The following is a 25,422-nucleotide window of genomic DNA, read 5'->3' on the forward strand; positions in this document are numbered from 1 at the left end:
TCCATTTACAATTTGTAATAAAAATTCTTTCATTTGAATCATCTCCTGTTTTTTATTTAAAAATTATTTTTTATAAATTTTTCTTTTCTATCAACCCTATTTAGCCAACCTTTAAGGAAAACTTTTTGTGTTGGTCTGCTTGATACAATGCTTCTGTAAAACTTTCTTTGTAAGTCGTGGTAAACTTGTAAAAACTTTTCAGAATTTACGTTATTCAGGGCAAAAAGGGTGTTATTTCCTATTTTCCCGTCTGTAGCTAACACTTGTCTACCCTCTATTAAATTAATCGCCTGTTGTGCCTTTTTTGCTCCCCAGTTGCCAGAATTTACAATCCAGTCGCATATAGATAAGGATATTTTGTCGTTTACCACTTCATTTAACCGATTTCCTAAAAAGTATTTCTTTCTATAGATATCTTCAGCTATGGATATCGGCATATCTCTCATATGTCCCTTATAGCCGTATCTCCGAGCTTCAACTTCTATTATTCCATATTTTGTTTTCCCCCCGCTGTCATATTTATCGTTACTGTATCCACCCTCTACTTTAAGTAGATACTCAAATATTTTTTTAAATCTTTGTTCCATTACTCTTTCACCTCCTTTTCCAATGTTTTTATTTCTTTACTTAATTTAGTTATTTCCTTTTTCAACAAATCCATTTCTGCATTTATTTCTATAATTCTTTCTTCTGTTTCAGAAGTGTCAAACCCGAGCTCTTCAAATTCTGTTTTTTCCTTTTGTTTTTCTTCCAACTCATGTTTATATCTTAAATATTCTTGTTGTTTTTTATAACGTTCATCTTTTAAATATTGTAATTTTAAAACTTTATCTTCTTCCCATATAGTATTTTTCCATACGCTGTATGGATTAGGTTTTGGCACCGTTATAATGATTTTGCTACTCTCATCTAAGTATTGCCCTTCTTTTAATGTTATTTTTCCTGCTTTTGCTTTTTCATATTCTGTCATTTCTCTCAATTCTCCATTTTTATCAATAATTGGATTAATTAATAAAGTTTCAGAATATGCCATAGTTTCACTATTCCAATCGGGATAAAATTTTTCGGGACTTTCCTTAAATTCATTTACTGTTGTAATAACGGGTTGTGCTATTAACTCTAAATCATCCTTTTTATAAATATACATTACATTCATATTTTTACCTCCTAATTTTTATTAAATTCTTGCTACGGTTACTCCTTGTCCTGTCATTTGCAAGTTTCCGACATGACCATTTCTTATACTAGGATAAATACTTAAACTTCTTTCTGTGGCATTAAAGTAACATTCTGCAACTTCTCCGCCTGATCCGCCCGTTCCATTTGCGGCAGAAAAATTTAAAGTAACTGCATTTTTGCAAAACCAATCTGGGATATTTACAAATTTAGTTTCGTATTCATTTTTTACGCCAAGATTGGAAAAACTAATTATTCTTAAACTCCCAACAGAAATAAGATTAAAAATTTGTTGTGTTAATCCATTTGCACTATTTAACCTTACTTCCTCTTGCCTAAAACTATATAGGTTTTCTAATTTATCCGAAATTGGTTTGTTAGAAATAGGTTTAAATTTAGCAACATCTACATAAGTTAAATTATTATTACTCACGCATTCAAAATAATGTTTTGTACCGGTATCATAATAGAATTTTCCTACTGTTTTTGTTCCTATATCTTGAATATTTCCTCCAAATTCCAGTCCAATTATTTCTGCCAGTCTTTTTCCCTCTAAAACTGTATCTGATTCTGTTCCATATTCAGTAATATTTATTATTACAAATTGATTTCCGTTGTATGTTAATTCATATGACTTGTTAGGTTTAAAGTCTCCAGCCTCTATCTGCTTTAAAGTTCCGTTGTATTCTTTTAGCAACGTGTAATCAACATTATTTAGTCTTAATTTTGTTGTTGTATTTGTGTTTTTAGTATCAACATTTATTCTTAATTTTAAGTCATTATTTACTCCAAATTCTGTTAACCCCTCCAAATTGCAGACATAATAATCTATATTCAGATTTGTTGTTTTATTAGCCTGTAACGTATGCACGTTTCCAAGCTGCAATCCGTTATATATTTCTTCAGTCTCAGGAGTTCCGTTTTCTCTTATAGTTCCAAAAGCTGGAATTATATTTTTAATCTTAGTATCTCCTCTATTTGTATCTTCCACTTTATAATGAGATGGAAATTCAACTTGTTGTGCTTTAAATTTAGTTAATTTAGCCATATTACCTCCTTATTTTAAATTAATCATATTATCTTTTCCTAAATCAAATTGACCTAGCTTATTTCTCCCAAATCTTCCAAATGCTGAATAAGAAAAATTACAAACAGGATTTCTCTTAACTTCATTTTTAATTACATTTTGACCTAATGTTTTTCTTCCAAATCTCATTCCAACTATGTAATTATCCAAACATTTTAAAGTATTTACTTTAACTCCACCGCCAACAATACTATTTAAGTCAAGTTCATCAATCAAAGAATAATCATAATCTCTGTCGCTTACAAATTTGACATCGTAAAGTGCATGTTCGTTATTAGTATTCAACTCTATGACTGGAGTTAATCCTGTGAACATTTCTCCGATATTGCTTATTGTTTCTAAATTCGGAATTAACTTATATTTCCTCATAGCCAGTTTGATTCTGTTTCTGTATCTGTCATCAGTTTGTCCGTTTCTGCTGACGTTAAATTTAATGCCTAAGTCGTCCAAAAACTCTCCTGTCGCATAATCTATTAAATGCTGTTTCTCCAGCAAATTATAAATGTTATCAATTTCATCAAAAAGTTTTGCTACAGCTTTATAAAATGCCTGTACATTTTCGTTTTTTTTAAGCCACCAGGGGCATTTAGACAGTAAATAATCATAATTATTCTGCATACTTCGCCACCTCGTTAAAACCTAATTTCAATACTTTGACAAAATTGTTTCCTGATGTTTCTTTCAGCTTAAAAGAAACATCTATATTTAAAAGCTTTTCTGCAGAGTATACTGTTCTTATAAATTCACTTTCACATTTATAACTTGTAATATATTCTCCTACTTTCACAGATTTAATATATTCCTTAACAATATCTCTTAAATTTTCTTCAAAAATATTTACTCCATCAGCTTTTTGGAACTCGATTTTTACCTGTACTTCTCTTTTTTTCGGTCTATAAAATCTCACTTCTCTGTCTATTCCCTGATTATCCTTGACAGTTACAATAGTATCTCCATTCATTTGAATAGCCTGATCCTTTTTTTTCCATATTGCTTTTGCTATATCCTCATTTCTTCCACCGTCTACTATTAATACAATTGACTTCGGCTCTAGCCCTTTAGTGTCAACTGACATTGTCTTATTTTCGTCAGCATAGACAGATTTAACACCCTCTTGTTTTAGAATTTCAGCCCTTATTCCATCCAAATTCCATTCACTTTCGTTTCTGCTTAGAAACCAACGCTCTATATAAGCGTTATCTGTTTCCTGTTCCTGTCCCCCTGCTGCAACTTCATTTTGTTTAAAGTCGTATACGCCATTAACAACTTTAACGAGCTTTATAATGCTACCCATTTCCTTGTTTCCTTGTTCTCCTGCAATATTACATTCAAATTTAAAAGTTGTCTTATTATTCAGTGTTCCATTTTCCGAAAGTGTATATCTTGTTCCGTCGTTTGCTTCAACGATTACATCTCCTATTTCAAGAGAAACATTAAGTCCTCCAATTAATTCAATATTTACCGTTGCCTTGCTTTCCTGTTTCCTTTTGAAAAAAAACGGACTATTTGAAAGATGTTCATCTATTTCTATTCCCTCACAGTTCAGCAAATTCATTTTATCTGCCTGTATCTGCTGACGTTCCATCTTAACTCTCATAAGTCTAGCAACAGGGAACATAAGCATAAACCAGGCACTCCGTTTATCGTTAGAATGGTCATCTTTCAGTAATGATTTAAGTTCATTATTCAATATATTCATATTGTCCTGTACTGTGTTAACTGTTATTCTCGCCAACCTATTCCAACTCCTTCCATTAGCATTTTTTCATCATCTGCAAATACAAGCCCTATTTTCAATTTCAATTTTCTTCTTTCAAACTCATAGACTTCAACAAAGCAGCTTTTCAAATAATCCTTAAAATTATTGTAGATTTTATTTCTTATATGTTCTATCACTTCATTTTCATTTCCATGTGTTCCAAAGAGCTTTTCAAAGTTCAAGCCATATTCTGTGTCATAGTCTAGCTCTCCCTCTCTTACATGCAACATCAATACTATTTGCTGAATAACTTCAAAATACTTTTCTCTGACTTGAAAAAACTGTACATCTCCATTTTCAACATATATTTCTCCTGTTGCATTGTTTAGTTTTATATCCATAAATCACACTCCTACGGATGTATATAAGGAGTTCCGCCTTTGCTCACTCCACTATCAGTATCAATGCTTTCTGCTTTAATCGGTCCGCTTTCAATACTTCCAACTTTTAATTTTCCTGTTATTTCAGTATTTCCGTTTACAGTTAAATCGCCATTTAAAATAACATCTCCGTTTATCTCTATATTTTCAGGAATATCTACAGCAGTCAGATCAGTAGAAATCAAAATTGGCAAAGCAATAGCGTTTGTCAGATTATGTCTTTTGTTAGTATTAACAATGCTAGTTTCTTTAGTAATGTATCCGCTTATATCTCGACTACATATAAGCAGCGGAACAATATCTCCATCCTTAAAATTTAGCTTGATATTTATGTTTCTGTTTCCAATCTGACACATCGGAACATACAAAATAGGGGGCAAATTAACTTCCTTGTATTCAGCTACAGGCTCGACATCTACAAAGCCATTTGAATATACCTTTGTTATTTTAGCTATAATGGAGGTATCTATTCTTCCAATCATGGCTTTTAAATATTCTTCCATTATTTCTTTTTCCCCTTTCTTTTCGTCTGAACAGTTTTTCCTTTTTTGTTTTCAGACTTTTCGATTTGCTTTATTTCAGCATTGTTTTTCTTAATATCAGAAGAGTTATTAATTACTCTTACTTTTAAAGTCATTACAAAATCACTTATATCAGATATTTCAACAATCTGACATATTGTAGATATTTCATTGCTTATAAGTTCAATTAGATCACCTTTTTTTAACTGATAAATTAGTAAGCATTTGACTTCATAATCATATTTAAGCTCTTCTTTTTTCTCTGTTTTTTTATCCTTTTTAGTTTCCTTAGCTTTTTTAGAATTCTTGTTTTTTTCTTCTTTTTTATTATTTTTTGCTTTTCCCTTTTCCTTTTTTGCCATTTTTACCCCCTTTTTTTGAGGATTTCTTACTTCCTTTTTTAGATTTTCCAGACTTTGAAGTTTTTCCTTTGTTTTCTTTTTCAACTTTATAGCTTATTTCTTCAACATTTTGAGGCTTAGGTTCTTCCAGTAGCCCACTTTGATAGCTCAATTTAATGACTTTTTCAGTATCGACTTCATCATGATATATATAAATAAAATCATTTTTTGTTGTCATCTGACTGTTACAATCCTTGACAATCTGACTTATTTCATATAAAGCACTGCCCAATATACTTTCGCCTATGCTGTATACCTTGTCAGTCTTTAATTCACATTGCTTTACAGTAAATCCGCATTTACTAGCCAAATCATTAATTATTGTACTTGCATTAGTTCCAGGAGCATATGCGGAACTTACAAGCTTTCTAAAATCAGCTGGAACTTCTCGGCATTTAAGCTTTAAAGTTCCTTTTTCAACTTCTTTTTTAGTAATTATTCCACTTGCTACCTCTCCAATATCTGTTCCATACCCTGCAACAAGTCTGATATCGTTTTTAAGCTTGATTTTAGCTATTGTAGTATTTGTCAAACCGTGTATTTCAATGTTAAATTCATTCGGCTCTTCATTAACGGATTTATAGTTCCATTTTATTTCTACTCCGTTAATTATTTGCGGATCTGTTAAGTTGAAATCTTTTGGAAAAATGAAATTTAAATCTCCATCATCTGTTTCAATCTTTATTTCAGTTCTTTCTAAAAACAATTTATTCAACATCTTCTTCATCCTCTTCTATCTCAAAGTATTCAAGAAATACAGTTTCACAGAAGTTCTCAAAAGTGACTGGAATTTCTTTATTATCCTGTGCAAGTGGAACTATATAACAGTTAAGGAAGTCATTATTTATATTTTTATTGTCATCTTCCAGCATAAACCAGCCCAATGGTCTTCCACAGATAAGTTTTTCATTTTCAAGTAATATTTCTCCGTCTTCGTCCATTATGTCAACGTAAATACGATCATTAGTCTTAAAATGCTTTATTCTAAGTAAATAAATTTCACTACCGCTTTTAAATGTAAAGACATAAGGTATTTTGTTTTTATCTATTTCTATTCTCATTTCAGAAACCCCCAAAAATCAAAGCCACTGTTTTTAGTCCCTGCTACTCCTGTTTTCTGTTCTTCTTTTAAAATAGTTTTTTCAGATTCAAGAACCTGACCTTTTTTCATCAGATAAGCAAATTCAAGAACTTCAAAGTCTATTTCAAATTTTATAGCGGTCTGATGTTCATAGTTCCTTGAAACCTTAGTGATAACCATATCTTCTATTGTTTCATTTGTTGAAATTGTACAGAGTTCCTTTTTTTGCCATAATTCCACTATTTCAGCATACACCGCTTCAGGATTTTCAGTTCCAATTTGAGTAAGGAGAACAGAAATATTGTATTTTCTGTTCCCATGCGATACATTACTGCTTATCAATGTGCTGTCCCTGTCCTCAAGCGAATGCGTCTTGACGCTGCTACTTCTATCATCACTTGTTATATGTACCCATTCAAGTGGAATATCATTGATTTTACATCTGTCAGCGTCTTCAAAGAGTTTAAATCCAAATCTATTTTGAAAAAAATTATTTACTTGATCCGAATGAGCTAAAGCAACTCCATAAATTCCAGCTCCTGCTGTTCCTAAAAAACTGTTCAATCCTAAGCTAAATCCTTTTTCTTTAGCTTTGTTATATGCTATTTTACCTAATGAACTGTTTTTCATTGCGTTTAAATTGCTAAAATCCATTACTCTAACCTCCCATCATTGCGAAACTGTCGTCAAAAAATTCTCTCAAAATTTTCTTGACCTTTTTTTCTAGCTCATTGCCGTTTTCTCCTGTGTTTTCAATAACAATTGTCGGAGAAAATACATATTTATTGTTGTTGCCTTTATTCGTTGTTGAATTGTTAGTTGTTGAAGCCTTACCATTTGCACTAAATGTCTTTTTCATTCCACTCAGTCCATCTTCAAGTATTCCTCTCGTTGCCTCTGCTGTTGAAATTTCAGTACCTTGTGGTAAATTCATGAGCATTTCATGTCCTGCTAGGAACTGCTGACCGCCTGGAAGTTTAATCATTTCCGCACCTTTTTCAGCCACTGTAGTCAGTCCACCTCTCCAGGACTTAGCTCCAATATAACTTTTTCCTATTCCAAATCCTTTAAAAATATTGAATTTAGATACAGCATTGGAAATTTTTCCGCCAAGCTCACCTATTTTTCCAAACAATCCATCAATAAATCCTTTAATGCCATTTATGGCACTCTGTGCCACGCTTTTTGCCTTGTTAAAAGCATTAGTAAAGAATATTGAAATTTGATTGATTACTCCACCTATGGCATTTATTACTCCTGAAACAACTCCTAAAATACCGCTCATTATACTTGCAACAACCCCAATAATTGTTGAAAACACGCCAACTATCGTTGAAGACATTCCTATAAATATTCCTATTACTACCTGTACAACGGGAACTATTATTCCGAGCAATACCGCTCCTATTTGAATTATTATTCCTATAATCGGCATTATTGCCGTTGCAACTTGAATAACATAATTAACTATCATTCCTATTGTCTGCATAATTGGTGCGAGTAAAGGTGTTATCATAGTTAATGCCTGCATTATTATATTAAATGTCATTCCAAATAGATTTCCTATGCTTCCAAAATCAATAGTCTGGAATAATGTAGAAAAAGCATTTCCTATATTTCCTATTATCTGTCCTACTTGCTCAAAATTAATTCCTTGCAAAGCTCCGTTAATTACTCCTGCAACCGTTCCACCAAAAGCAATTAATCCGTTTAACGCTCCTGCAAATCCATCTGTCAGCCCTTTTCCACCGCTCATGGAGTTAAATATTCCCATAATTGTATTTCCGAGTGTTGCAAGTGGACCCATTAAAGGAGCAAAATTCAATTTAGAAAACAACTGTGTAACTACATCAAAGCCTTTACTTAAGTTTTCCACAAGCTGTATACCGAACTGCTGGACATAAGGTATCATTGCTGTTATTCCAGGAGCCAGCTTTCCACCAATTTGAATTGCAGCTTTTCCTATTTCTTCCTGCATATCACCCCATAAGTTTTTAGCCTGTTGAATTTTACCCTCAGGAGTATTTGCTAATGCTTCATTTACATTACCGACATTTCTTTCTAGTATCTGTTGCATCATCGCCGCCCTTTGAGCAGTATTTAAAGATTTGAATTGCTTTGCCTCATTATCTGTTAACGCAATTCCAACTTTTCTCAATGCGGCTAATTGTCCAGTACTCATTGCTTTTCCTATCATGTTAGCTGTTCCATAAAAGTCCTCGGCAGTTCCATTCATTCCTTTTTGGTTAGCAACTATATCGGCGATTTTAGGCATTAGCATATTAATCTCTTTGTTAGTCAGCTGGAATGTTGACAACTGTGCCTGTCCAGCCATTACAAGTTCGTCGCCATACACGCCTTTACTTTGTATTCTGCTTGCTTCTCCTTTAAATTCCTCAAATACTTTGTTCATAGTATTAGGATTTTTCTTATAAGCTCCTACTATCTGAATATTTGACTGTAGTTTCTGTTCACTTTGTGACTGTAGTTGATAAGCGCTAACGGATTCCTTAACAAAGTTAACTGCCGCACCTAAAGAAATTACAATTCCTATCATTCCAGCTAATTTTGCTATATTACTTTTTAAAAAATTGAATTTTCCAGCTAAACTTTTAACTCCACTTCCGACTTTTTTCATAGCTCCTGTAAACTTACTAAGAATTCCAGATTTAAAAGCATTCTGTACTGCCTTTCCAACTGCCTTGAAAGAGTTAGCAAGCGGATTTGCTGAAAAAATAATTCTATTAATTTTGTCTCTTGTTTTGTCAAAAACTCCTGAAATCTTTTTCCCTACAAAAGGAATTCTATCCAGTCTATTAATTAGATTGTTGACACCATTAGCATTTATTTTATTTCCAAGCCTTGAAATAACTCCATTTACCTTGCCAACTGTTGGCAGGACGCTTACCATCTTACTTCTAAGTTTCTGTATTCCACTACCATGTATATTATTTCCAATGTTTCCAACTTTCTTTTCAACATTGTCGGCAACAGGTAAAATACTTCTCATTTTTCCTCTAATCTTATTTATTGCACTGTCTACATTTGATTTTGCATTAATTAAAATCTCTAATTTATTTTTACCTGCCATGTTAATTACTCCTTTTTACCAAAATCATTGATAGCCTGTATCCATTGAAAGAACCTAACATTGCTCATATCAAGAACAACGTTAGGGTCTTTAATTTTATTCCTGACTATAAATTCCCATTTTGCTTTGATTAATGGGTTTTCATAGTCATCTCCTGCTATTTCAATTTCATGTTTAATTTTCTTTTCTTCTTCTCTTTCGACTTTCCCATGTAGTCAACTATAACCTCACATATCTCAACAAGAGCTTCAGTATCATGTTCGAAAAAGTCTACTTTTCTTGCTTCAACTGGTTTTTCAACCATTTTTGGCAATAATATTCCAGCGAAAGTTAAATAATCATATTTTGCAACTAAATCTAAATATGCTTTCTGATACATCTGTGTATTTTGTGGTTTAGTTAGCCTGAAATCTACTTCTTTTGTATCTCCGTCCTCATTGATGTATATTTCCTGACCTTTTATATTAAGTCTTCCCATTTCATCAATAAATACGTTATTTTGTTCTTTTGTTTCCTCAATTGTTTCTGTTCTTTTATCTTCCATTTTTTATATCCTCCTATACCTGTTCTTCATATTTTGCAGCCTGTACTGTAAATTCAATCTCGATATCTTTAGTATTATTCTTTCTTTCTCCACCTTTTTGTACAGATACCCCTGAACCTATTCCAACTACCTTGTTCATTCCTGTATTATCTATATATGTTAATGTTCCTAATTTCCCATCAGGATTTTTATTACATTTAGTTAAAAAGATGTCATCATCTGATCCTTTTACTGTTGTAACTTTAATTTCCCTTTTTGTTACTCTTGTCTGAATTGTCGGAACATTCCCTTTGATGTCAGGGTCTCCCATTGTGTGCGAATCTTCAGTTGGATTATTATTAATCTCTTTAGCTTCTTTTATCATATAAGTTCCTATTCCCGGGAAAGTTATAATTAAATCCACTTTACTTAAATCAACTGATTTTTCTAAAAAATTATTACCCATTTTCTACCTCCTATATTGTTATTGGCTCATCGTGCCATACCAGCTCAACTTCAATTTCTTCAATTTCTGTTGAAAGTGTAAAATTTATTTTTACATTTCTTAACACTCTATTTATATAGTCATCTACAGTCAGTCCTGTAGTTGCTGATGTATCTTCTATATTTGGAACGGTAACTTTAAATAAGTATTCTCCATTGTTACTCTTCGCAAATGCTCCCTGCTTTCCTAATTCTGTCATAGCTCTAATTAACATGTCCTCAATACTTGGAATTCCGTCTGAATCCATTGTTGTATTTTTACGCATTATTAAGAGCCTGTTTAAATTAGTATCAATAGCATGAGTTATTGCATCTATTTTAATAGTCTGGTCTGCGTGTGTAATTCCATCAGCACACCATGAGCCACTCGTAACAGCATTAAATCCAACTCTGCTTTCTGTGTAGTTTATAAATAGTTCGTCTAGCTTTGCTGACTTAGTTGTGTCATTACAGCTAGGCTCTACACCTAAAATTCTTCTGTCAGACCAACGCCCGTTTATACCTTGAACGAATGTCCATGCTGGCAGTCCAAAAATGTCGAGGTTATCTTTTCCCTCTGTTCCGAACATGTAATATATTCTCTTACTTTCCCTTATATTTTCAGGGGTCTTATCTCCATCTGTATTAAGAACTACTCCAAACTTTCCAGTTCTAGTCAGATATTTCGATAGTAACGCTATAAATGCCTTGTCATAGAATGCCACAACCACTCCATAAAATTCACCCTCAGGCAATCCGTTTAAGAATGCCTCATTAGGTGTTGTTTTACCTACACAAAACCATTGTTCAGGCTGTAATCTATTGCCATCAAAATCCTCTTGCGAAAGGAATGTATTTATTCCTTTATACATTAATGAAGTATTTCCAAAATCCGTTTCAACTTCCTTTAAAGTTGTGTATCTTTTATAGTCCTTGTCTGCCTCTTTAGTGATAAATAAAATTTTACTAAAATCTCCCATTACTAAAGGTTTTCTAGGTCTATTTACTACTACTTTTACTTTTTTTCTAGCCATTTTCTACCTCCACTTTTACATCTTTTATTAACTGTCTTACTCTTTCGCTTGTTTCTCGCCAGTTTATTTCTACATCAAAGCTGAATCTGTAAATATATTGGCTACCCTCAAGGAAAGTTAAGTCCTTTATTTCTATTTCATCTTCACTTAATCCAAAACCACTTCTGACAAGTTCGTGCCTTTTTTTAAATACTATTACTTCAAGCAATTCACTTGCCATTTCTTCTGCCCTTGCCTGCGTTGGAGCATAGAAATCAATTTGAAAATAAGCATAAACAAGCCTTGTTGCCTGTTCCTTAATGCTTTCTTCTGTTGTTTCTACAGTCCTGTATGCACTATAAGCTGATTTTGTCAGACTTACTGTGTGCATTACAGCACATTCTTGCGGTTTTTTAGCTATATAATCGTCACGTATAATCTGAAAGTCTACAAAACTAGCCAATAATTTTCTTAATTTCTCATTTTTCATTCCTGTACCCTCTCAATGTAATAAACTCTAAGCTTATCATGTTTCATATAATTTCTAGCAGTTGTTACAATGTAGCTGTTGCCCTCAAATTCAATGGTTTGTTTTGGCTCAATATCTATGTAACAGTATATTTTTTTACTATCTAGTGTAACCTGTATTCCCTGGTCAGATAGCATTTTTATATCCTGTCTACCTAAATTTAATACAGCTCCCTCGAACTCCTTGCTTTCATCAACTTCAACCAGCTCTGAATTAATCCACTCGCTAGTTTTCTTTGATATCTTACACTTGCTAAAAAAACGCTTTGGAATAAATGTCTTATGTGCCATTCTATACACCTACAATCTCATAAGAAATTGAATTGATTAGCGAGCGGGTATCTATAAGTGGTCTACTATGTCTTTTCCTCTTTATAGTTTTTGGATTAAGCGGTGCAAAATCTCCGTTCATTATCGTCTTCTTTATTTTCTGAACAACAAATGAACCCAGTTTCTCATATGCCTCTTGTCCTGAAATTTCTCCCTGTATAATCATTTCAATCTGCATGTTCATATATTCTTTAATTCTATTCTGTGCATTTTCAGTCCCAACAGATAATCTGAAAAATGGTCTTTTTGGAATATGGCTTGTTCCATATTCGTTAAATATCGCATAGTCCTGTACAGAAACTCCATCAGCACTGCCATTTCCTAATACTCCAACTTTTACAGCATGTGTCTGTAAATACTCCAGTTCCTTTTGCAGCTTTTCCAAATCTCCTAACTCTTCAACTATACTAGCCATATATCAACCTCGCTATGTTATTCAGCTTATCGTTCCTAGTTGTCAGCATATCTCTCATTGAATAAGCTATGTCATCTATCTTGTAGCTTGTATATTTGCTTATTTCTTCGTCAAAGCTATTTATAAAGTCATCTACAAGTCCGACTATTTCAAATTTAAGCCAGTCTGGGAGTTCTTTGTATCCTGCTGTATAAGTTATTTCTACTTCTTTTTCTTGCCTGTAACAACACGGACATTCTCTGTATTTTATAAGAGTTATAAAATTTGAACTTTTGCCATACCTAAAATTACGCATTTCTTTGTCACTTTCTCCTGATATAAAAACATTTGTGACTTTTATGACTGGTCTATGATTTAAATATATATTTTTCATATAAGGATAAAATTCAACAATTTCATGTTCTTCAAGCTCGTATCCAAGTATATTTTCAATGTGACCGACAACTGCCATTAACAAAGTTTCAACCTTAGCCAATTCTTCATCAGCTAAGGTCTTACCCGTTATTTTTTTATAGTCTTCTATTGTGATTAACATTCAAATCACTCCTATTTTACTTTCAGTACAGAGAACGCCTTAGGTCTTATTACTCCTCCACCTATTCTAATTCTTGTGTAATATTCTGTTGTTCTTTCGTTCACGTTTCTGTGCAGTTCCTGCTCAAATCCTTTTTTCAAGTAATAAGCATAACCTTTTTTAAAGTCACAAAATACAGCTGGATATTTCCCAGTGTCTATGTCTTCAAGGAACTCTTCAACATATACTGGGTATCCATTGAATTTCATTGTTGCTCCCTCTATGATGTTAGCCCACAAAAATCTTCCATCAGCGTCTTTCCACAACTTCATTTCTTCGTAAAGTTTAGGCGAAACAAAGTAAGCTGCCCCTTGTCTGTAACTTGCTTTCATTCCTGTTTCCAGTTTTACTAAGTCATCAGCTGTTACTTTTTTAGTTGTTGCTGACGTAATAGCTGCACCTGTTATAGCTGTATTTGTTAAAAATCCCTCAATGTACTGTTCTGTAGAAGCATTATATGTCCCTTTTACTGTTAAATCAGATAATGTTTGTCCGAATTCTTCTGATATTGCCTCTTTAAGTTCTCCTACCATATCAAAAGCACTATCTTGCACCAACTCATCAGTAATTGGATATCTAACCTGTCTATATCCTGCTCTTAATTCTTTATGAGTGTACGCCAAAGCTCCGTCTTGCGTATTCCCTTGTCCCTCTTTGACAATTTGGTTAGCTGGCGTTATATCATTTCTGACAGGTATTTTTATATAGTCACCACTACCTTGATAAACCTTCCCTTGCATTAGGAAATTTGAAACTTCTTTAGTTTCTTTCAGTATTTCATGTGATAATATAGTTGGAATTAATACTGTTGCCTGTCCTGTTCCTATTGCAGCTTTTTCTAATCCCTCAATGCTTTTATCTCCTGTTCTTAAATATTTTTCAAAAGCTTCATTCTGTGCCTTATTTACTGTTTCAGGATTTTCCATTCCTTTTCTCATTACTTCATCTAATGCTCCAGCCATTTTTTCCATTTCTTCACTTGATTTATTAAGTTTTTCTTCTAATTCAGCTATTTTATTAGCTTTTTCTTCTAATTCTGTTAATTTTTGTCCCGCTTTTTCAATTTCTTCTGTGTTTTTGTTAATCCCTTTTTCTAAATTTTCTAAATTCATATTTTCATCTCCTTTGTCATTTTTAACTGTTGTTACTGTTGCGTCAGGCACTGCTCCTTTTAATACAACACTCCCCTCAACAACATCAATTTCTTTTATTATTCTTGCGTCAACTTCGCCTTTATCAGTCTGTATCTTTCCCCATTCCCTTTGTTTCAGAAATCCACCGACCGACATTTCGTAATTTGCTCCGCTTTTCATCATCGAATAAACTTTTTGTGCGTCCTTATTTATCGCATTTCCATTTTCATCAGTAGACAAATCAAGTTTAGCTGTAAATTTAAGATTTCCTTTTTCGTCCTGATATACCTTTAATGTTCCAAGTTCTTTGCTCCATTCGTGCATATGCAGTAAAAAATAAGTTTTATCTTTATTTACTTTATCCAATGCTTGTTTATCGAAATAATCTCCGTAACTATCAATAACACTGTGAGTTATTAACTGTCCTTCGATTATTCCTTTTTCTTCTGTGTCTTTTTTTAATACCATTTCGACACTTTTATTAAATTTTTCCATATTCCCTCCTTTACACTAATTCACAATGACAACGTATCAATTCACTTACGTCTGCATTTAAATCATGAGGGCACATCATTCCATTAGAAAATGGTTCACTAGCGTCCTCAATTGTTACATTATCAAGAGCTAAATGAGTTGGTCTGTCAGTTTTGCCTCCTCCAACGTGACGCCATGTTTTTGGCAAACCCGCCTTTATAAGTCCCTCTAAATATGTTGTCGTTGATGTCGTTGCTGTTTCAGTTCTAGCTATTACCATTGCCCTTGTTTTTTCCATTCCTTTAACTTTTTCAGTTATTTCCTTTGCTATTTCTTTAATATTTGTTCCGCTTGCTTGTCCTTTTACAATTATTTTGTTAATTGTATTTTTAGTAGTTTGAGTTACATTTGTTACCTTTTGAGCCATTACCTTTTCGCTAAACTTCTTCAAAGTGTCGTTTTTAATAGCAGGAATAAGCTCTTTACTGACATTTCTATGAGTTACTAGAAAACTTGTTGTTTCATTGACTGTTTCAAGCATTCCTTTTTTTAGCTGATTGTATAACTGTGTGCTAAATGTTTCCCATGCTAACTCACTTATAAATAATTGTTCATCAGGATCTATTTCGCCTCTTAACTGTTTAAAGACAGTCCTTAATCTTCCAAACTGTCTTAAAATAAGCCTGTTTCTCATTTTCAGCTGCCTTTTTGCAATTATTTTTTTCTGTGAATTAGTCAGCTTAATTTTCTTCGTTTTCTGCTTTTTCGCCATCATCTTCCTCCTCAACTGGCTTTACATCTCCATAAATTTCTTTTAATGATGTCGTTCCTGTATTTATTAAAATATCATCGCCATTTTCGACAGGAGGATATTCCAGCTCTGCTCTTTTCTCATTTATGGTTAAATAGCTGATATTGTTCAGCCTTTCCATTTTTGTATTCCTGTCTTCTTTTAAAACCTCAATCTTTGAAGTATCAAAATCAATACGTTCGTTCGGTCCGAGCTTATCCTTAAATATTTCGTTCAGATGTTCGGCAATCTGTTCAGCCATTGGAATTATGTTTTCGGTATATAAATCCTTTTTAGCCTCTTTGTAGTTGTTGAATTTACTGTTCGTCCTATCTCCTATAAGAATACTAGGAACATTCAGAACACTGGCTGTAATGTTCCTTATTTCATCTAATGCTGTTAAAAAGTCAAAATCTCTCGGTGTAAAATCTCCGTTCCTTATGTCAATATCTGTTCCATCTAATATAAGAGGAACTCCTGTATTCTTTGCACCTGATTTTTCTTTTATATCTTCCATAAGTTCCTGTTTCTTTTTAGGACTAAGAAACTGTTTAACCAGTGCTATTATTTCCCTTTTACCACCATTCTTCAATATTCCAACGTTCCAGGCTGTAATATAACAATAATATGCATGTAGCATTGTTAATGACTTGACTTTGCTTATTCCGTGCCCTGCACCAGCAACATTGTCATATATATTAATGCTTTTAATATATGTGAACTGTTCCAGCTGTTTTCCTGTGTATTCTTTCATTCCTATTCTTATTCTTTTTATTCCATTCAGAACGTTTTGGTCGTCATATTCAACTGTATACGTTCCTTTTTTTAAAAGAATAATTTCAGATTTTGTGAATAAATCTTGCCTTAACACAAGTAATTCGCCATATATTATGTAGTAGAGCGAAAAATAATTAATCAGCTGATCCGTATTTAATATTTTTGACGGACTTCTTATTGTCCTGTTGACATAACTATCTTTAACTTCTGTTATATTATCGTTGTGTCCTTTCTTGTAAGTACTCCACACAAGATTGTTGATAGCCTCGTTAATCCTAGTTATTGCACTTGATGTAAAAGGATTGTCATATAATTCATTCAAAAACTTCTCACTGTCCTGCTTATAAAATCCGTCAAATATTCTCCCAAACTCATTTATAGAAATTATTTGCTGTTTATTTTTTCTTAAAAAATTTAAACCAAACAATTTATTCCTCCTTTCTTTTATAGTAGTCTTTATTTAAAATGTACGGAGTGTATTCACTTATTCCGTATTTGATAGCGTCAAACGTGTGTGGGTCAATGTTAAATGGTTTTTGTGTCTTCGGATTTTTAGAAATAAGTCCGTTTTTATCCAAATACCATTTCATTTCTGTTAATTCTCTGTATGTATTCGGACACACATTTTTATCAATAAATATATTTCTGAAAGACTGTATTTTCTTAACTCCTGACTTGCTTACATCGGCTGTCTTTTTAACAGCATTAATCAAAAGACCATTCACGTTGTAGAAAGCTATCGCTTTAGGCTCTGCACTGTCCGCATATATAACTTCGCTCTCTTCAATCATTTTTTGTATTATTTCCGTTTCTAACATTTCAGGATCTGTTAACTTATTCTGATAAAATTCCTCATAAATGTACAGGTCATTCAATTCTTCATCAATTACCATTCTTACAATCGCGTTATAAGAATGCTCAAATCCAAAATCAAAGCCTGTGTACCTGTTCCATTTATCAGCAATTATTTTTTCTATTCTCTGCTGATCCATATGTCTGATGTTTCTAAAAATGTTCTGCCCTGAACTTCCAAATCTTCCCAGTGTCTTTATCGCCCGTTGGAAATCATCTGTTTCGTTTTCCAGCAATGCTATAAAGTCATCAGGAAGAAATTTATTGTCGCTGTATACTGAATGATGTAGATATATATTTTCACTGTATACTTTCCCACTTTTTAATTTTGTTTCTTCAACTATATTTATAATTCTTTCGTTGTATAAATCCAGTTCAGTCTTTCCAGCTTTATCGAGTATTGACATAAGGTATTTATATGTCCACACTCCATACTCATTTGGATTAGTAGTGAGTATAATTACGTTCCTGTTTCTTACTGAACGCAATCTCGCTTTAAGTTCCTTAAATGATTTGAAATCAATCTCGTCTGACTCTTCTATCCAGATTGTGTCAATATCTTTGATTGACTTTATCTTCCTTACATCATCTAATCCTCTAAAAATAAATTCACTGCCTGTTATCGTGCATTTAATGCTTAAAGGACTTGTTGTTCTATAGAAGTAGTTATTTAATTCTAACGTTTCAATACTACTTTCCAAGTCTGCAAAACAACTCCCTCTTAAATTCTCTTTTACCTGTCTGACTACTAATATCTTTCTTTTTTCCATAGCAGACATTATTATCAATTTAAGCGCAGCGTTATATGACTTACCGCTTCCATAGCCACCTAGTAAAAAATAAACGCTCTTCTCATTATCTTTGATAAATTCCTTAAAGTGCTTATTGATTTCAGTTTTTATTCTCATACTTCAATCAACTCAATTTCTATTTTCGTATCTTCATTGTTGATTTTATTCTTACTCTTTTCAACTTCTATTTTCTCCAGCTGTAGCTCCTCATTTGAAAGTTGCTGGTCTATTTCCAGAAGCTCGAATGAAGTCAAAAGTTTCCCTGTTCTTATTAAATCGTTTCCCATTGATTTAATATTGTCATATATCTTTTTTATATCATTAATTTTTTTAACATCTGTTTCCCCTTTTATTTCCTTTAAAGCATTTATAAGTATGTTCCTTTTACTTATTTCAATATTCTTTAACAAGTTTTCTAAATCGGGATACACTTCATCTATTATCTTATCAAGATACTTTTCGGTGCGTTCCAGTCTTAGACATCTTGCATTCTTAGACTTTCTATAATAAGTAGTGTGTGAAATACCGTTTTCTTTCATTATTTCTTCTTTATTTTTACCGTCTAAGACATCTTGAATTATTTTTATTTCTTTTTCATTTGCACCCTTTATCTTTTGGGGTGCATTTTTTCTCTTAGGGGGTGCATTAGTTGAGGGTGCATTCTTTTGTTTTTTTTTCCAGTTACCCCTTTTTCTCCAACTCTTAATCGTATTTATGCTTATGTTGTATTTTTGGGATAACTCTGTTACTCCTGCACCGTTCTCGTATTCCTTCCTTAATAGATCTCTTAAGTCCTGTTTATCCATTTTTATATTCTTCCCAATTTACAGTTTTTCCGTTTATTTTTACTTCTTCCTCTCCTGTAAATCTTAAGTATCTTTCTATTATTACTTGCACCCACTTAGGTTCTAATTCCATTAAATATGCTTTTCTATTTAGTTGCTCACAGGCTAATAATGTACTCCCACTACCACCGAACAAATCCAACACTATCTCATTTTCTTTTGTCGTGCTTTCAATGGCGATCGCTGATAACTTAACAGGCTTTTGAGTCGGGTGAACATAATTTATTGAAGCGTCTTTGCTCACTGTCCATACACTGCCTATCCTTTTTTCAGTTAAATCAGTGTGCTTTATTACCTGCACATTCTCATAACCTAATTTTTTCAATGCTAAGTATCGCCCGTGTCCTGCAAGTATCATATTGTTTTCATCAATTATGATAGGGCTTATGTCATTTATATTTATTTTTTCTATTTTCATTTTTCCTCCAAATTTAAACTTTCCCACCAACCACAACCGTTTATTTTTTTATTACTTCTTAAACTCTTTATATTAATTCAGGAAGGAACTAAATAAAAATGACCGTAATTATAAAATCAAGGTTTTACCCTTAACTCTATAAATACGGTCATCTTAATATTCATGTACTCAATATTTATAATTTATTCAATTGTTTTGGAATATCCACAATTAGGTTGCCTTATTATTCGCATACTCTTTCTTATATTGTGCCGTTTCCGTCTTCTGTATTGTTACTGTTCCATTTGGTTTTCTTTCAATAATAACACTTCCAACTTTATTACTTTTTAAAAACTCTTCTATTTCCTTGAATTCTTTGTTTATACTCATTTTTACCTCCTTATTATACCCTATTTTTTGTGTTTTTTCAATACTTTTGATTAATTTTGCAAACAAAAATACCCGTTTACTTGGTCTTTTCCTCACTTAATTCTTTTATCTTTTTTTGTATAAATTCCAAAAATTTTTCTTCTCTTTTGGTAATTTCTCTATCACAAACTCTTTCTTTAGATGTCAGGTCTATAATATTATTGTATTTATTTTTCAATATTATATTTGCTTTTTCGGTATATCCAAATATAATTTGATTTTTCAATGTAAAAACATTTTCCTCTATCAATTTGCTTATATTTTTTTTATTTGATATATCCATTTCATCTTTTATTATTGTATCTAATACAAATGGTACTTTCACAATAGAACTTTCATCTAATAATTTCCAATAAACAAAATAAATTGACATGTAATATAAATTTTTAGCCGCCCCAGTATCAGGCATTTTTGAAAAGTCTAAAAATTTATCTTTCATTTGTCCCAAATCTATTTTTTCAAACAATAAATTTATTTCATCTAGCAATATATTAAATTTATTTTTATATTCTGCAGTTAAACTTTTCGTTTTATTTTTTTCTTCTCTGATTTTTTTGCTCAATTCATTTATTTCAATTTGAATTGAGCTGTTTTCTTTTTTAAAATTATTTAAAAACTCATTTATTTTTTTTGTTCCTTCTATTTTACTTTTACTTTCTATCACTTCCTTTAAAGATATATTTTCTTTTTTAGTTTTTAAAATTCCCTCAATTTTAAAGAGTTCTTTTTTTATATTTTCATTTTCCTGCGTGTACTTTTTCAATTTTTTTGTTAATTCTTCTTTTTCTTTTATTTGTAATTCGTATATTGAAAAAATAGAATACATATTTTTTTCTATATCATATTTTTTTAAAAACATTTCTTGATTTATTTTTGAATTGCAAGTTTTACAAACAAATTTTTCAGTTTTTTTATTTTTTTCTTTCAAATCTGAATAAATTACTTCCAATTCCCTGATATCTAAATCAATATCCTGTATCTTTTTAGTTGTATCAAATATTTTATATTTAACTATATTTTCTTCTTTATAAATCTTTTTCAAATTTTTTTCCAGCTCTTTAATTTCAAATTCAAAATCATTAATGTCTAATGATATTTTATTTTCTTCATTATAATTTAAAATTTTTTGGCTGTATTCTAATTTTTCTATATTCTGCTTTAAGCTATCAGATTTTCTTTTTAAATCACTCTCTTTTAAAATCAATTCATTGATAAAATCATTGCTTATTCCCAAATAATATGAAAGTATTTTTTCTAATTCTTTTTTTGCATACATGTTATAATTTTTATGATTATTGTAAAAAATTTTACCATCCCATGAAGAATCTTGATCTAAATAGTTATACATCAAAATATCTGTAGGATATGGAATCACTTCACTATTTGCTTTAGATAAACTCAATTTCAATTTTATGTTTAAACACTTTAATATTTTTTCTCTATATTCTGATAACTTCATTATTTTATTATTTAAAATAAAATATTCTCTAAATCTCTTTAATGAATATTCTTTCCCATTTATAGTAATACTTAATTCAAATATCATCCCATTCACTTTGAAATTAGTAGACCAGTTTTTTATTTCATATCCTAAACAATACATTATAGATTTTATTAAACTTGATTTTCCAGAACCGTTTCCTCCATTTATAATATTTACACCTTCTGAAAAAAAATATTCCCCAAATTTTTTGCTCTCTAACTCTATAATTTTTATTCTCTTAATTTTTATTTCCATACTTCAGTCACCTTTTCCGAATATTTTAAAATTATGTATGCTCCTATAAAATACTTATCTTTTTTTATTGTCAACTCTATTCTTTTGATTTCATCTTCTAAATAATTATAAAATCTTTTTTCTCCAATTTCTAATAATTCAATATTTTCAAATTCCTTTTCATAAATTTCTTTTCTTGTTCTGATTTCAATTATAGACTTATAATATTTATTTTTTACAATACTATTTGTTTTATTTTCTATAATCTCTAAATTCTTTTCTATCTCTTTTTGAAGTAAATTCTGCTTTTCTATTTTTTTAAAATATGTATTATCAAGATATTGATTTATATCATTTTCAATAGCGGAGTACTGGTAAATTACACCAACAAGGCTATCGAAACTTTCGCTATCAAATTCAATTTTTTTATATCTGACTTTACTAATCCCAATATATATTTTTTTGCATTATCATGTTTTTCAGAAAAAGGAAGTTCTTGTAATATTATTTTTTTTATATCTATCTCTTTCTCTTTCAATGACTTTAAAACTTCCTTATTCTTTTCTATATGCCTGCATTCTTCTCCTATTCCTAGATCTATACATTTTTCTAAGTTTTCAAAATTTGAAAATGCTTTAATCGGAAAACAAATCTTATAACAGTCATACGTTTTATCCGATATCAATTTTTGAAATATTGATAATTTTTCTTTATCAGATGTTTTTAATATTTTATTTAATGTTAATCCTTTTTTAGAGCTTTTGACTTGTATTTTATACCTAATACTATCTAGCAAATGTATTTCTATATCATCATTCTTTTCAAATCCTATTTTAAATGATTTATCATTCTTATATAAAACTAACATATAATATATTCCAGCATAGCTTTGAAAATTATATCCTTTAATAGCATTTTTTCCTCCATCTTCATATTTCAGATAATCTTTTTCCAAATCACTCATAATTCACCTCGGCTGTATAACAATTATTATTTTATATTATACCCCAAAATGTTTCTTTTTAAAACAAAAAATATTCAATTCCCATTGTCCTATTTTATTTATTTTTTCACTATTAACCCATCGTAGTAGCCCTCTTTGAGCCGTTTCCTAAATAATTTAAAGTGATTCGGATATACAGGAAGTAGTTCATATACTAATTGGGGATTAAGCCATACTCCTGATAAATACCATTTATTCTCAAAATCTTTTTCAGAAATCGAATGTCTCTCAGAATGATGTTCTCTACACAAAGTCATAAATCTTGTCTGTAAACCATCATCAAACTCATAACCGCCTATTGTATTTACATTATCGTAATGCTCAAGGTCAACTGTATTATATTCATCATGTTTTTTACCACATATACAACAGGTACGTTTTCTTAAACAAGCTATAATGTATCTTTCAGTCATTTTATCAATTTCCAAAATATGCCTGTATCTTTTGTCCTGTTTCCCAAGAATATATAAATTAATTCCTAAGTCCAAAGCCTGCTCTATAATGAAAGATATAAATTCATTTGCCGTTTCCATATCACAACAGGAAGTAGAAAAATTTAACTGATCCGTTGAAATAGAAAACTGTTCTTTCATAACTTCTTTTATTTCAATTAATGTATATCCTAATTCATCTCCAAACTGTTTTAAAAGTACATGTATAAGTCCGTTTTGTGCAGCAGATAATTTTTTTATCGGGAGTACTTTAATAGGCAAATTATTAAAATACTCCTCTATTTCTTGCTTTAATCCTGGATATACTTTTTCAACAGGTAAAGTTATTATTATCTCATTATTTAGGATTTCAGCATTCGCCATTTTTTCACTCCTATTTTTGCAAATCACGCTACTTTTCTAATATTTTCTATAATTTCGCTCATATCTGTTTCATACAGTTTTAAAGCTATTTTATACAATTTATCTATATGACCAAATTTTTCAGCATATTCAACTACACTTTTACATTTATCCTTATTTCTCAGTGTGGCGTTATATCCCTCCATTCTGGCTTTTAAATCTATGTGGTATGTTTCCCTGAAACATTTGTATAGTTCGTTCCAACGTTCTCTGAAATTAGCACCTTTATGTTTTACTACTCTTCCTAATATTTCTCTTTTTTGGTACAAGTCTATATTTTCAGTAACACCTGCTATAATCTCTTTCTTGTGTTCCAATTCCTTTTCAATAGCTTCAACCTTATATGTCAATTCTTTTATCTCTTTTTCTCGTTGCTCAATAAGATTATTAGCAAAAACTACAGATTGAGAAAGTTGAAAATAAGGATCATTTATTCTTTTTTCTAATCCATTTATCCACTTTATAACAGCTTTCCTTACAAATTTGCTTTCTCTAACTAATAATTGTCTTGCCTGCGATAAATTTAGAATATAAAGTGGTCTGCTCTGATTATTTTTATCCTTATATGAGCCGAGGGAAATTTTTCCTTCGGCTATTTCATCTTCAAATTCATCTCTTATTATTTTTAACAAATCGCTGTGACTCTGTTCTTTTTTATTTTCCTGCTTCCTAAAAACATTAATTTGCTCCAATAATTCTAAACTTGTTATTTCATTTATTTTCTTTTCTATCTTTATTAATTCAGTCATTTTAGTTCTCCTAAAATAATGTCATTTTTTCTTCGCTAATCTCATCTATAAATATTTCAACTTTATCAAATCCACAATTTATTTTCTTCACAAGAAATAATTCATCAATTTGGCTGTCGTCTTCATAAATAAATCCTGTCATTGCGTCCAGTACTCCCTTATTGTAGTTGTCTATATCTCTTTTCCTATTATCCTTGAAAAAAAGTTTTATTTTTACTTTTAGCTTTCCTCTTAAGGGCTTTCCCAAATACTGAATAGCTATTTCTTGTTTTGCCCTTTTATCAAATTCACGACCTTTTACAGATTTAAATCTTCCTTTCGGCTTATTTATCCATATCGTATTTACACTTGGCGGTGCCATTGGTAATTCAAGTTTAATCATACTTACCGCCTTTATTTTTCTTAAATAACTTCTCACTATTAACATCTTCAATTATTTCATATACCAAAGAATTTAGCTTTTCTTCGGTTTCCACATCATTTAATTCTAAATGATCATTCAGACGTGCTTTAAATTCTCCGGCAGTTATATTTTCAGTTTCAGCTTCATTTAAAAAATTATTGTAAATTATATCTGATATATCTTCATTTCCAAATTCAACCTGTAATTTAAGCCCCCCCTTTTTTTCAAACTTAAATTTAACTTTGTTATCTGCTACAGTTTTTTCTTTTAAAATTGCATTCTCCAAATTATAAGTTTTTCTACATTTTTCTATCATAAAATTTACTACTACATCTGCTAACATAATTTTCTCCTCCTGAATTTTATTTTTATTTTCTTGAATTTAAATATCTGAACATGGATAATCTCCATATTTCCGCTATCTCTCTTTCAGACATAGCCCTTGCTTTTTTATTTTTTTTACAAGTTCTGTACTTTTTTATTCCTATTTCCGTTGCAAGTAATATTCCGCACGTTAAGGGAATTATAGGCAAAGCTTTTTCAAGCAAGTTTTCAGGAACACAGTAGTAAAAGTTTTTAATTACTTCCGATTTATGATTATGCTCTTTTTTGAAGTCCGCTTTTAAATCAGATATTGAGATTTTAATTTCAACTTCTGTCGCATATCCTGCTTCTGAAACTGCTAAAATATCACATTCGTGAAAGATAACAGGCTGTATTCTCATAAGAGTGCCGTTTATTTCTTGTATGCCGTTTACGTGTAATCCTTTTATTTTATCAATAACAGCTATGCTCTTATGGAAATATTTAAAAAGCTTATTTTCAATTTCTTTCGTAGTCACTACC

The 25,422-nt window shown here is 31.1% G+C and carries 33 protein-coding genes; all 33 read right to left on the reverse strand.

The features are described from left to right. Positions 1-56: 56 nt before the first annotated feature. A complete protein-coding gene (locus EII29_RS07485; protein WP_125236915.1) occupies positions 57-587 on the reverse strand; it encodes a glycoside hydrolase family 108 protein in 531 nt (176 codons plus the stop codon). Beyond that, complete coding sequence (locus EII29_RS07490; RefSeq protein ID WP_125236916.1) at positions 587-1,156, reverse strand: hypothetical protein; 570 nt, start codon at positions 1,154-1,156, stop codon at positions 587-589. Before EII29_RS07490 ends, EII29_RS07485 begins: the two co-directional genes overlap by 1 nt. A 21-nt stretch (positions 1,157-1,177) precedes the next feature. Beyond that, positions 1,178-2,224: a hypothetical protein gene (locus tag EII29_RS12705; RefSeq protein WP_199726055.1), complete on the reverse strand. Its 1,047-nt coding sequence runs from the start codon at positions 2,222-2,224 to the stop codon at positions 1,178-1,180. A 9-nt stretch (positions 2,225-2,233) separates the two neighbouring features. Then, positions 2,234-2,881, reverse strand: a complete 648-nt coding sequence (locus EII29_RS07500) for a hypothetical protein (RefSeq protein WP_125236917.1) — start codon at positions 2,879-2,881, stop codon at positions 2,234-2,236. After that, positions 2,871-3,998, reverse strand: coding sequence for a baseplate J/gp47 family protein (locus EII29_RS07505; protein ID WP_125236918.1), 1,128 nt, complete (start codon positions 3,996-3,998; stop codon positions 2,871-2,873). The genes EII29_RS07500 and EII29_RS07505 overlap by 11 nt, the downstream gene beginning before the upstream one ends. Next, on the reverse strand, positions 3,986-4,363 hold the full coding sequence (locus EII29_RS07510; protein ID WP_125236919.1) for a hypothetical protein: 378 nt from the start codon (positions 4,361-4,363) through the stop codon (positions 3,986-3,988). Before EII29_RS07510 ends, EII29_RS07505 begins: the two co-directional genes overlap by 13 nt. Before the next feature lie 11 nt (positions 4,364-4,374). Next, the gene (locus EII29_RS07515) at positions 4,375-4,905 is read right to left on the reverse strand and encodes a Gp138 family membrane-puncturing spike protein (RefSeq protein WP_125236920.1); all 531 of its coding nucleotides are present in this window, start codon (positions 4,903-4,905) and stop codon (positions 4,375-4,377) included. Further along, positions 4,905-5,285 (reverse strand): hypothetical protein, encoded by a 381-nt coding sequence (locus EII29_RS07520; protein WP_125236921.1) that lies wholly within the window; start codon positions 5,283-5,285, stop codon positions 4,905-4,907. Before EII29_RS07520 ends, EII29_RS07515 begins: the two co-directional genes overlap by 1 nt. After that, a complete protein-coding gene (locus EII29_RS07525) occupies positions 5,251-6,042 on the reverse strand; it encodes a hypothetical protein (protein ID WP_125236922.1) in 792 nt (263 codons plus the stop codon). The genes EII29_RS07520 and EII29_RS07525 overlap by 35 nt, the downstream gene beginning before the upstream one ends. After that, a complete protein-coding gene (locus tag EII29_RS07530; RefSeq protein ID WP_148096410.1) occupies positions 6,032-6,400 on the reverse strand; it encodes a hypothetical protein in 369 nt (122 codons plus the stop codon). The genes EII29_RS07525 and EII29_RS07530 overlap by 11 nt, the downstream gene beginning before the upstream one ends. Then, on the reverse strand, positions 6,382-7,059 hold the full coding sequence (locus EII29_RS07535; protein ID WP_125236924.1) for a phage baseplate protein: 678 nt from the start codon (positions 7,057-7,059) through the stop codon (positions 6,382-6,384). The genes EII29_RS07530 and EII29_RS07535 overlap by 19 nt, the downstream gene beginning before the upstream one ends. 4 nt (positions 7,060-7,063) lie before the next feature. Then, positions 7,064-9,496 (reverse strand): hypothetical protein, encoded by a 2,433-nt coding sequence (locus EII29_RS07540; RefSeq protein WP_125236925.1) that lies wholly within the window; start codon positions 9,494-9,496, stop codon positions 7,064-7,066. A gap of 157 nt (positions 9,497-9,653) precedes the next feature. Further along, positions 9,654-10,040, reverse strand: a complete 387-nt coding sequence (locus EII29_RS07545) for a hypothetical protein (RefSeq protein WP_125236926.1) — start codon at positions 10,038-10,040, stop codon at positions 9,654-9,656. Positions 10,041-10,053: 13 nt separating this feature from the next. Continuing rightward, complete coding sequence (locus tag EII29_RS07550; RefSeq protein WP_125236927.1) at positions 10,054-10,485, reverse strand: hypothetical protein; 432 nt, start codon at positions 10,483-10,485, stop codon at positions 10,054-10,056. Between the two features lie 10 nt (positions 10,486-10,495). Continuing rightward, a complete protein-coding gene (locus EII29_RS07555) occupies positions 10,496-11,536 on the reverse strand; it encodes a hypothetical protein (RefSeq protein ID WP_125236928.1) in 1,041 nt (346 codons plus the stop codon). Continuing rightward, positions 11,529-12,005 (reverse strand): hypothetical protein, encoded by a 477-nt coding sequence (locus tag EII29_RS07560; RefSeq protein WP_125236929.1) that lies wholly within the window; start codon positions 12,003-12,005, stop codon positions 11,529-11,531. Before EII29_RS07560 ends, EII29_RS07555 begins: the two co-directional genes overlap by 8 nt. Beyond that, positions 12,002-12,334: a hypothetical protein gene (locus EII29_RS07565; protein ID WP_125236930.1), complete on the reverse strand. Its 333-nt coding sequence runs from the start codon at positions 12,332-12,334 to the stop codon at positions 12,002-12,004. Before EII29_RS07565 ends, EII29_RS07560 begins: the two co-directional genes overlap by 4 nt. 1 nt (position 12,335) lies before the next feature. Next, on the reverse strand, positions 12,336-12,788 hold the full coding sequence (locus EII29_RS07570) for a hypothetical protein (protein WP_125236931.1): 453 nt from the start codon (positions 12,786-12,788) through the stop codon (positions 12,336-12,338). Then, positions 12,781-13,323, reverse strand: a complete 543-nt coding sequence (locus tag EII29_RS07575) for a hypothetical protein (protein WP_125236932.1) — start codon at positions 13,321-13,323, stop codon at positions 12,781-12,783. Before EII29_RS07575 ends, EII29_RS07570 begins: the two co-directional genes overlap by 8 nt. An 11-nt stretch (positions 13,324-13,334) precedes the next feature. Next, complete coding sequence (locus tag EII29_RS07580) at positions 13,335-14,990, reverse strand: phage major capsid protein (RefSeq protein ID WP_125236933.1); 1,656 nt, start codon at positions 14,988-14,990, stop codon at positions 13,335-13,337. Between the two features lie 10 nt (positions 14,991-15,000). Next, complete coding sequence (locus EII29_RS07585) at positions 15,001-15,741, reverse strand: phage minor head protein (RefSeq protein ID WP_158612483.1); 741 nt, start codon at positions 15,739-15,741, stop codon at positions 15,001-15,003. Continuing rightward, a complete protein-coding gene (locus tag EII29_RS07590) occupies positions 15,710-16,963 on the reverse strand; it encodes a phage portal protein (RefSeq protein ID WP_158612484.1) in 1,254 nt (417 codons plus the stop codon). The genes EII29_RS07585 and EII29_RS07590 overlap by 32 nt, the downstream gene beginning before the upstream one ends. Before the next feature lies 1 nt (position 16,964). Then, the gene (locus tag EII29_RS07595; RefSeq protein ID WP_125236936.1) at positions 16,965-18,296 is read right to left on the reverse strand and encodes a PBSX family phage terminase large subunit; all 1,332 of its coding nucleotides are present in this window, start codon (positions 18,294-18,296) and stop codon (positions 16,965-16,967) included. Further along, the gene (locus EII29_RS07600; RefSeq protein WP_125236937.1) at positions 18,293-18,985 is read right to left on the reverse strand and encodes a hypothetical protein; all 693 of its coding nucleotides are present in this window, start codon (positions 18,983-18,985) and stop codon (positions 18,293-18,295) included. The genes EII29_RS07595 and EII29_RS07600 overlap by 4 nt, the downstream gene beginning before the upstream one ends. Beyond that, positions 18,978-19,442 (reverse strand): DNA methyltransferase, encoded by a 465-nt coding sequence (locus EII29_RS07605; RefSeq protein WP_125236938.1) that lies wholly within the window; start codon positions 19,440-19,442, stop codon positions 18,978-18,980. Before EII29_RS07605 ends, EII29_RS07600 begins: the two co-directional genes overlap by 8 nt. A gap of 210 nt (positions 19,443-19,652) precedes the next feature. Continuing rightward, positions 19,653-19,811, reverse strand: a complete 159-nt coding sequence (locus EII29_RS12070; RefSeq protein ID WP_158612485.1) for a hypothetical protein — start codon at positions 19,809-19,811, stop codon at positions 19,653-19,655. A gap of 76 nt (positions 19,812-19,887) precedes the next feature. Then, on the reverse strand, positions 19,888-21,588 hold the full coding sequence (locus EII29_RS07610) for an AAA family ATPase (RefSeq protein ID WP_125236939.1): 1,701 nt from the start codon (positions 21,586-21,588) through the stop codon (positions 19,888-19,890). Positions 21,589-21,946: 358 nt separating this feature from the next. Continuing rightward, entirely contained in the window at positions 21,947-22,531 is a 585-nt protein-coding gene (locus EII29_RS07615; protein ID WP_125236940.1) for a dsDNA nuclease domain-containing protein, read from the reverse strand. 98 nt (positions 22,532-22,629) lie between these two features. Continuing rightward, positions 22,630-23,385 carry a putative HNHc nuclease gene (locus EII29_RS07620; RefSeq protein ID WP_125236941.1) on the reverse strand — a complete coding sequence of 252 codons (756 nt, stop codon included), beginning with the start codon at positions 23,383-23,385 and terminating at the stop codon, positions 22,630-22,632. 23 nt (positions 23,386-23,408) lie between these two features. Then, positions 23,409-24,173 (reverse strand): hypothetical protein, encoded by a 765-nt coding sequence (locus tag EII29_RS07625; protein WP_125236942.1) that lies wholly within the window; start codon positions 24,171-24,173, stop codon positions 23,409-23,411. A 10-nt stretch (positions 24,174-24,183) separates the two neighbouring features. Beyond that, on the reverse strand, positions 24,184-24,555 hold the full coding sequence (locus EII29_RS07630) for a RusA family crossover junction endodeoxyribonuclease (RefSeq protein WP_158612486.1): 372 nt from the start codon (positions 24,553-24,555) through the stop codon (positions 24,184-24,186). Then, entirely contained in the window at positions 24,548-24,919 is a 372-nt protein-coding gene (locus EII29_RS07635) for a hypothetical protein (RefSeq protein WP_125236944.1), read from the reverse strand. Before EII29_RS07635 ends, EII29_RS07630 begins: the two co-directional genes overlap by 8 nt. A 25-nt stretch (positions 24,920-24,944) precedes the next feature. After that, a complete protein-coding gene (locus tag EII29_RS07640; RefSeq protein WP_158612487.1) occupies positions 24,945-25,418 on the reverse strand; it encodes an MmcB family DNA repair protein in 474 nt (157 codons plus the stop codon). Between the last annotated feature and the right edge of the window lie 4 nt (positions 25,419-25,422).

It is taken from the genome of Leptotrichia sp. OH3620_COT-345 (assembly GCF_003932895.1).
Lineage (GTDB): Bacteria > Fusobacteriota > Fusobacteriia > Fusobacteriales > Leptotrichiaceae > Pseudoleptotrichia.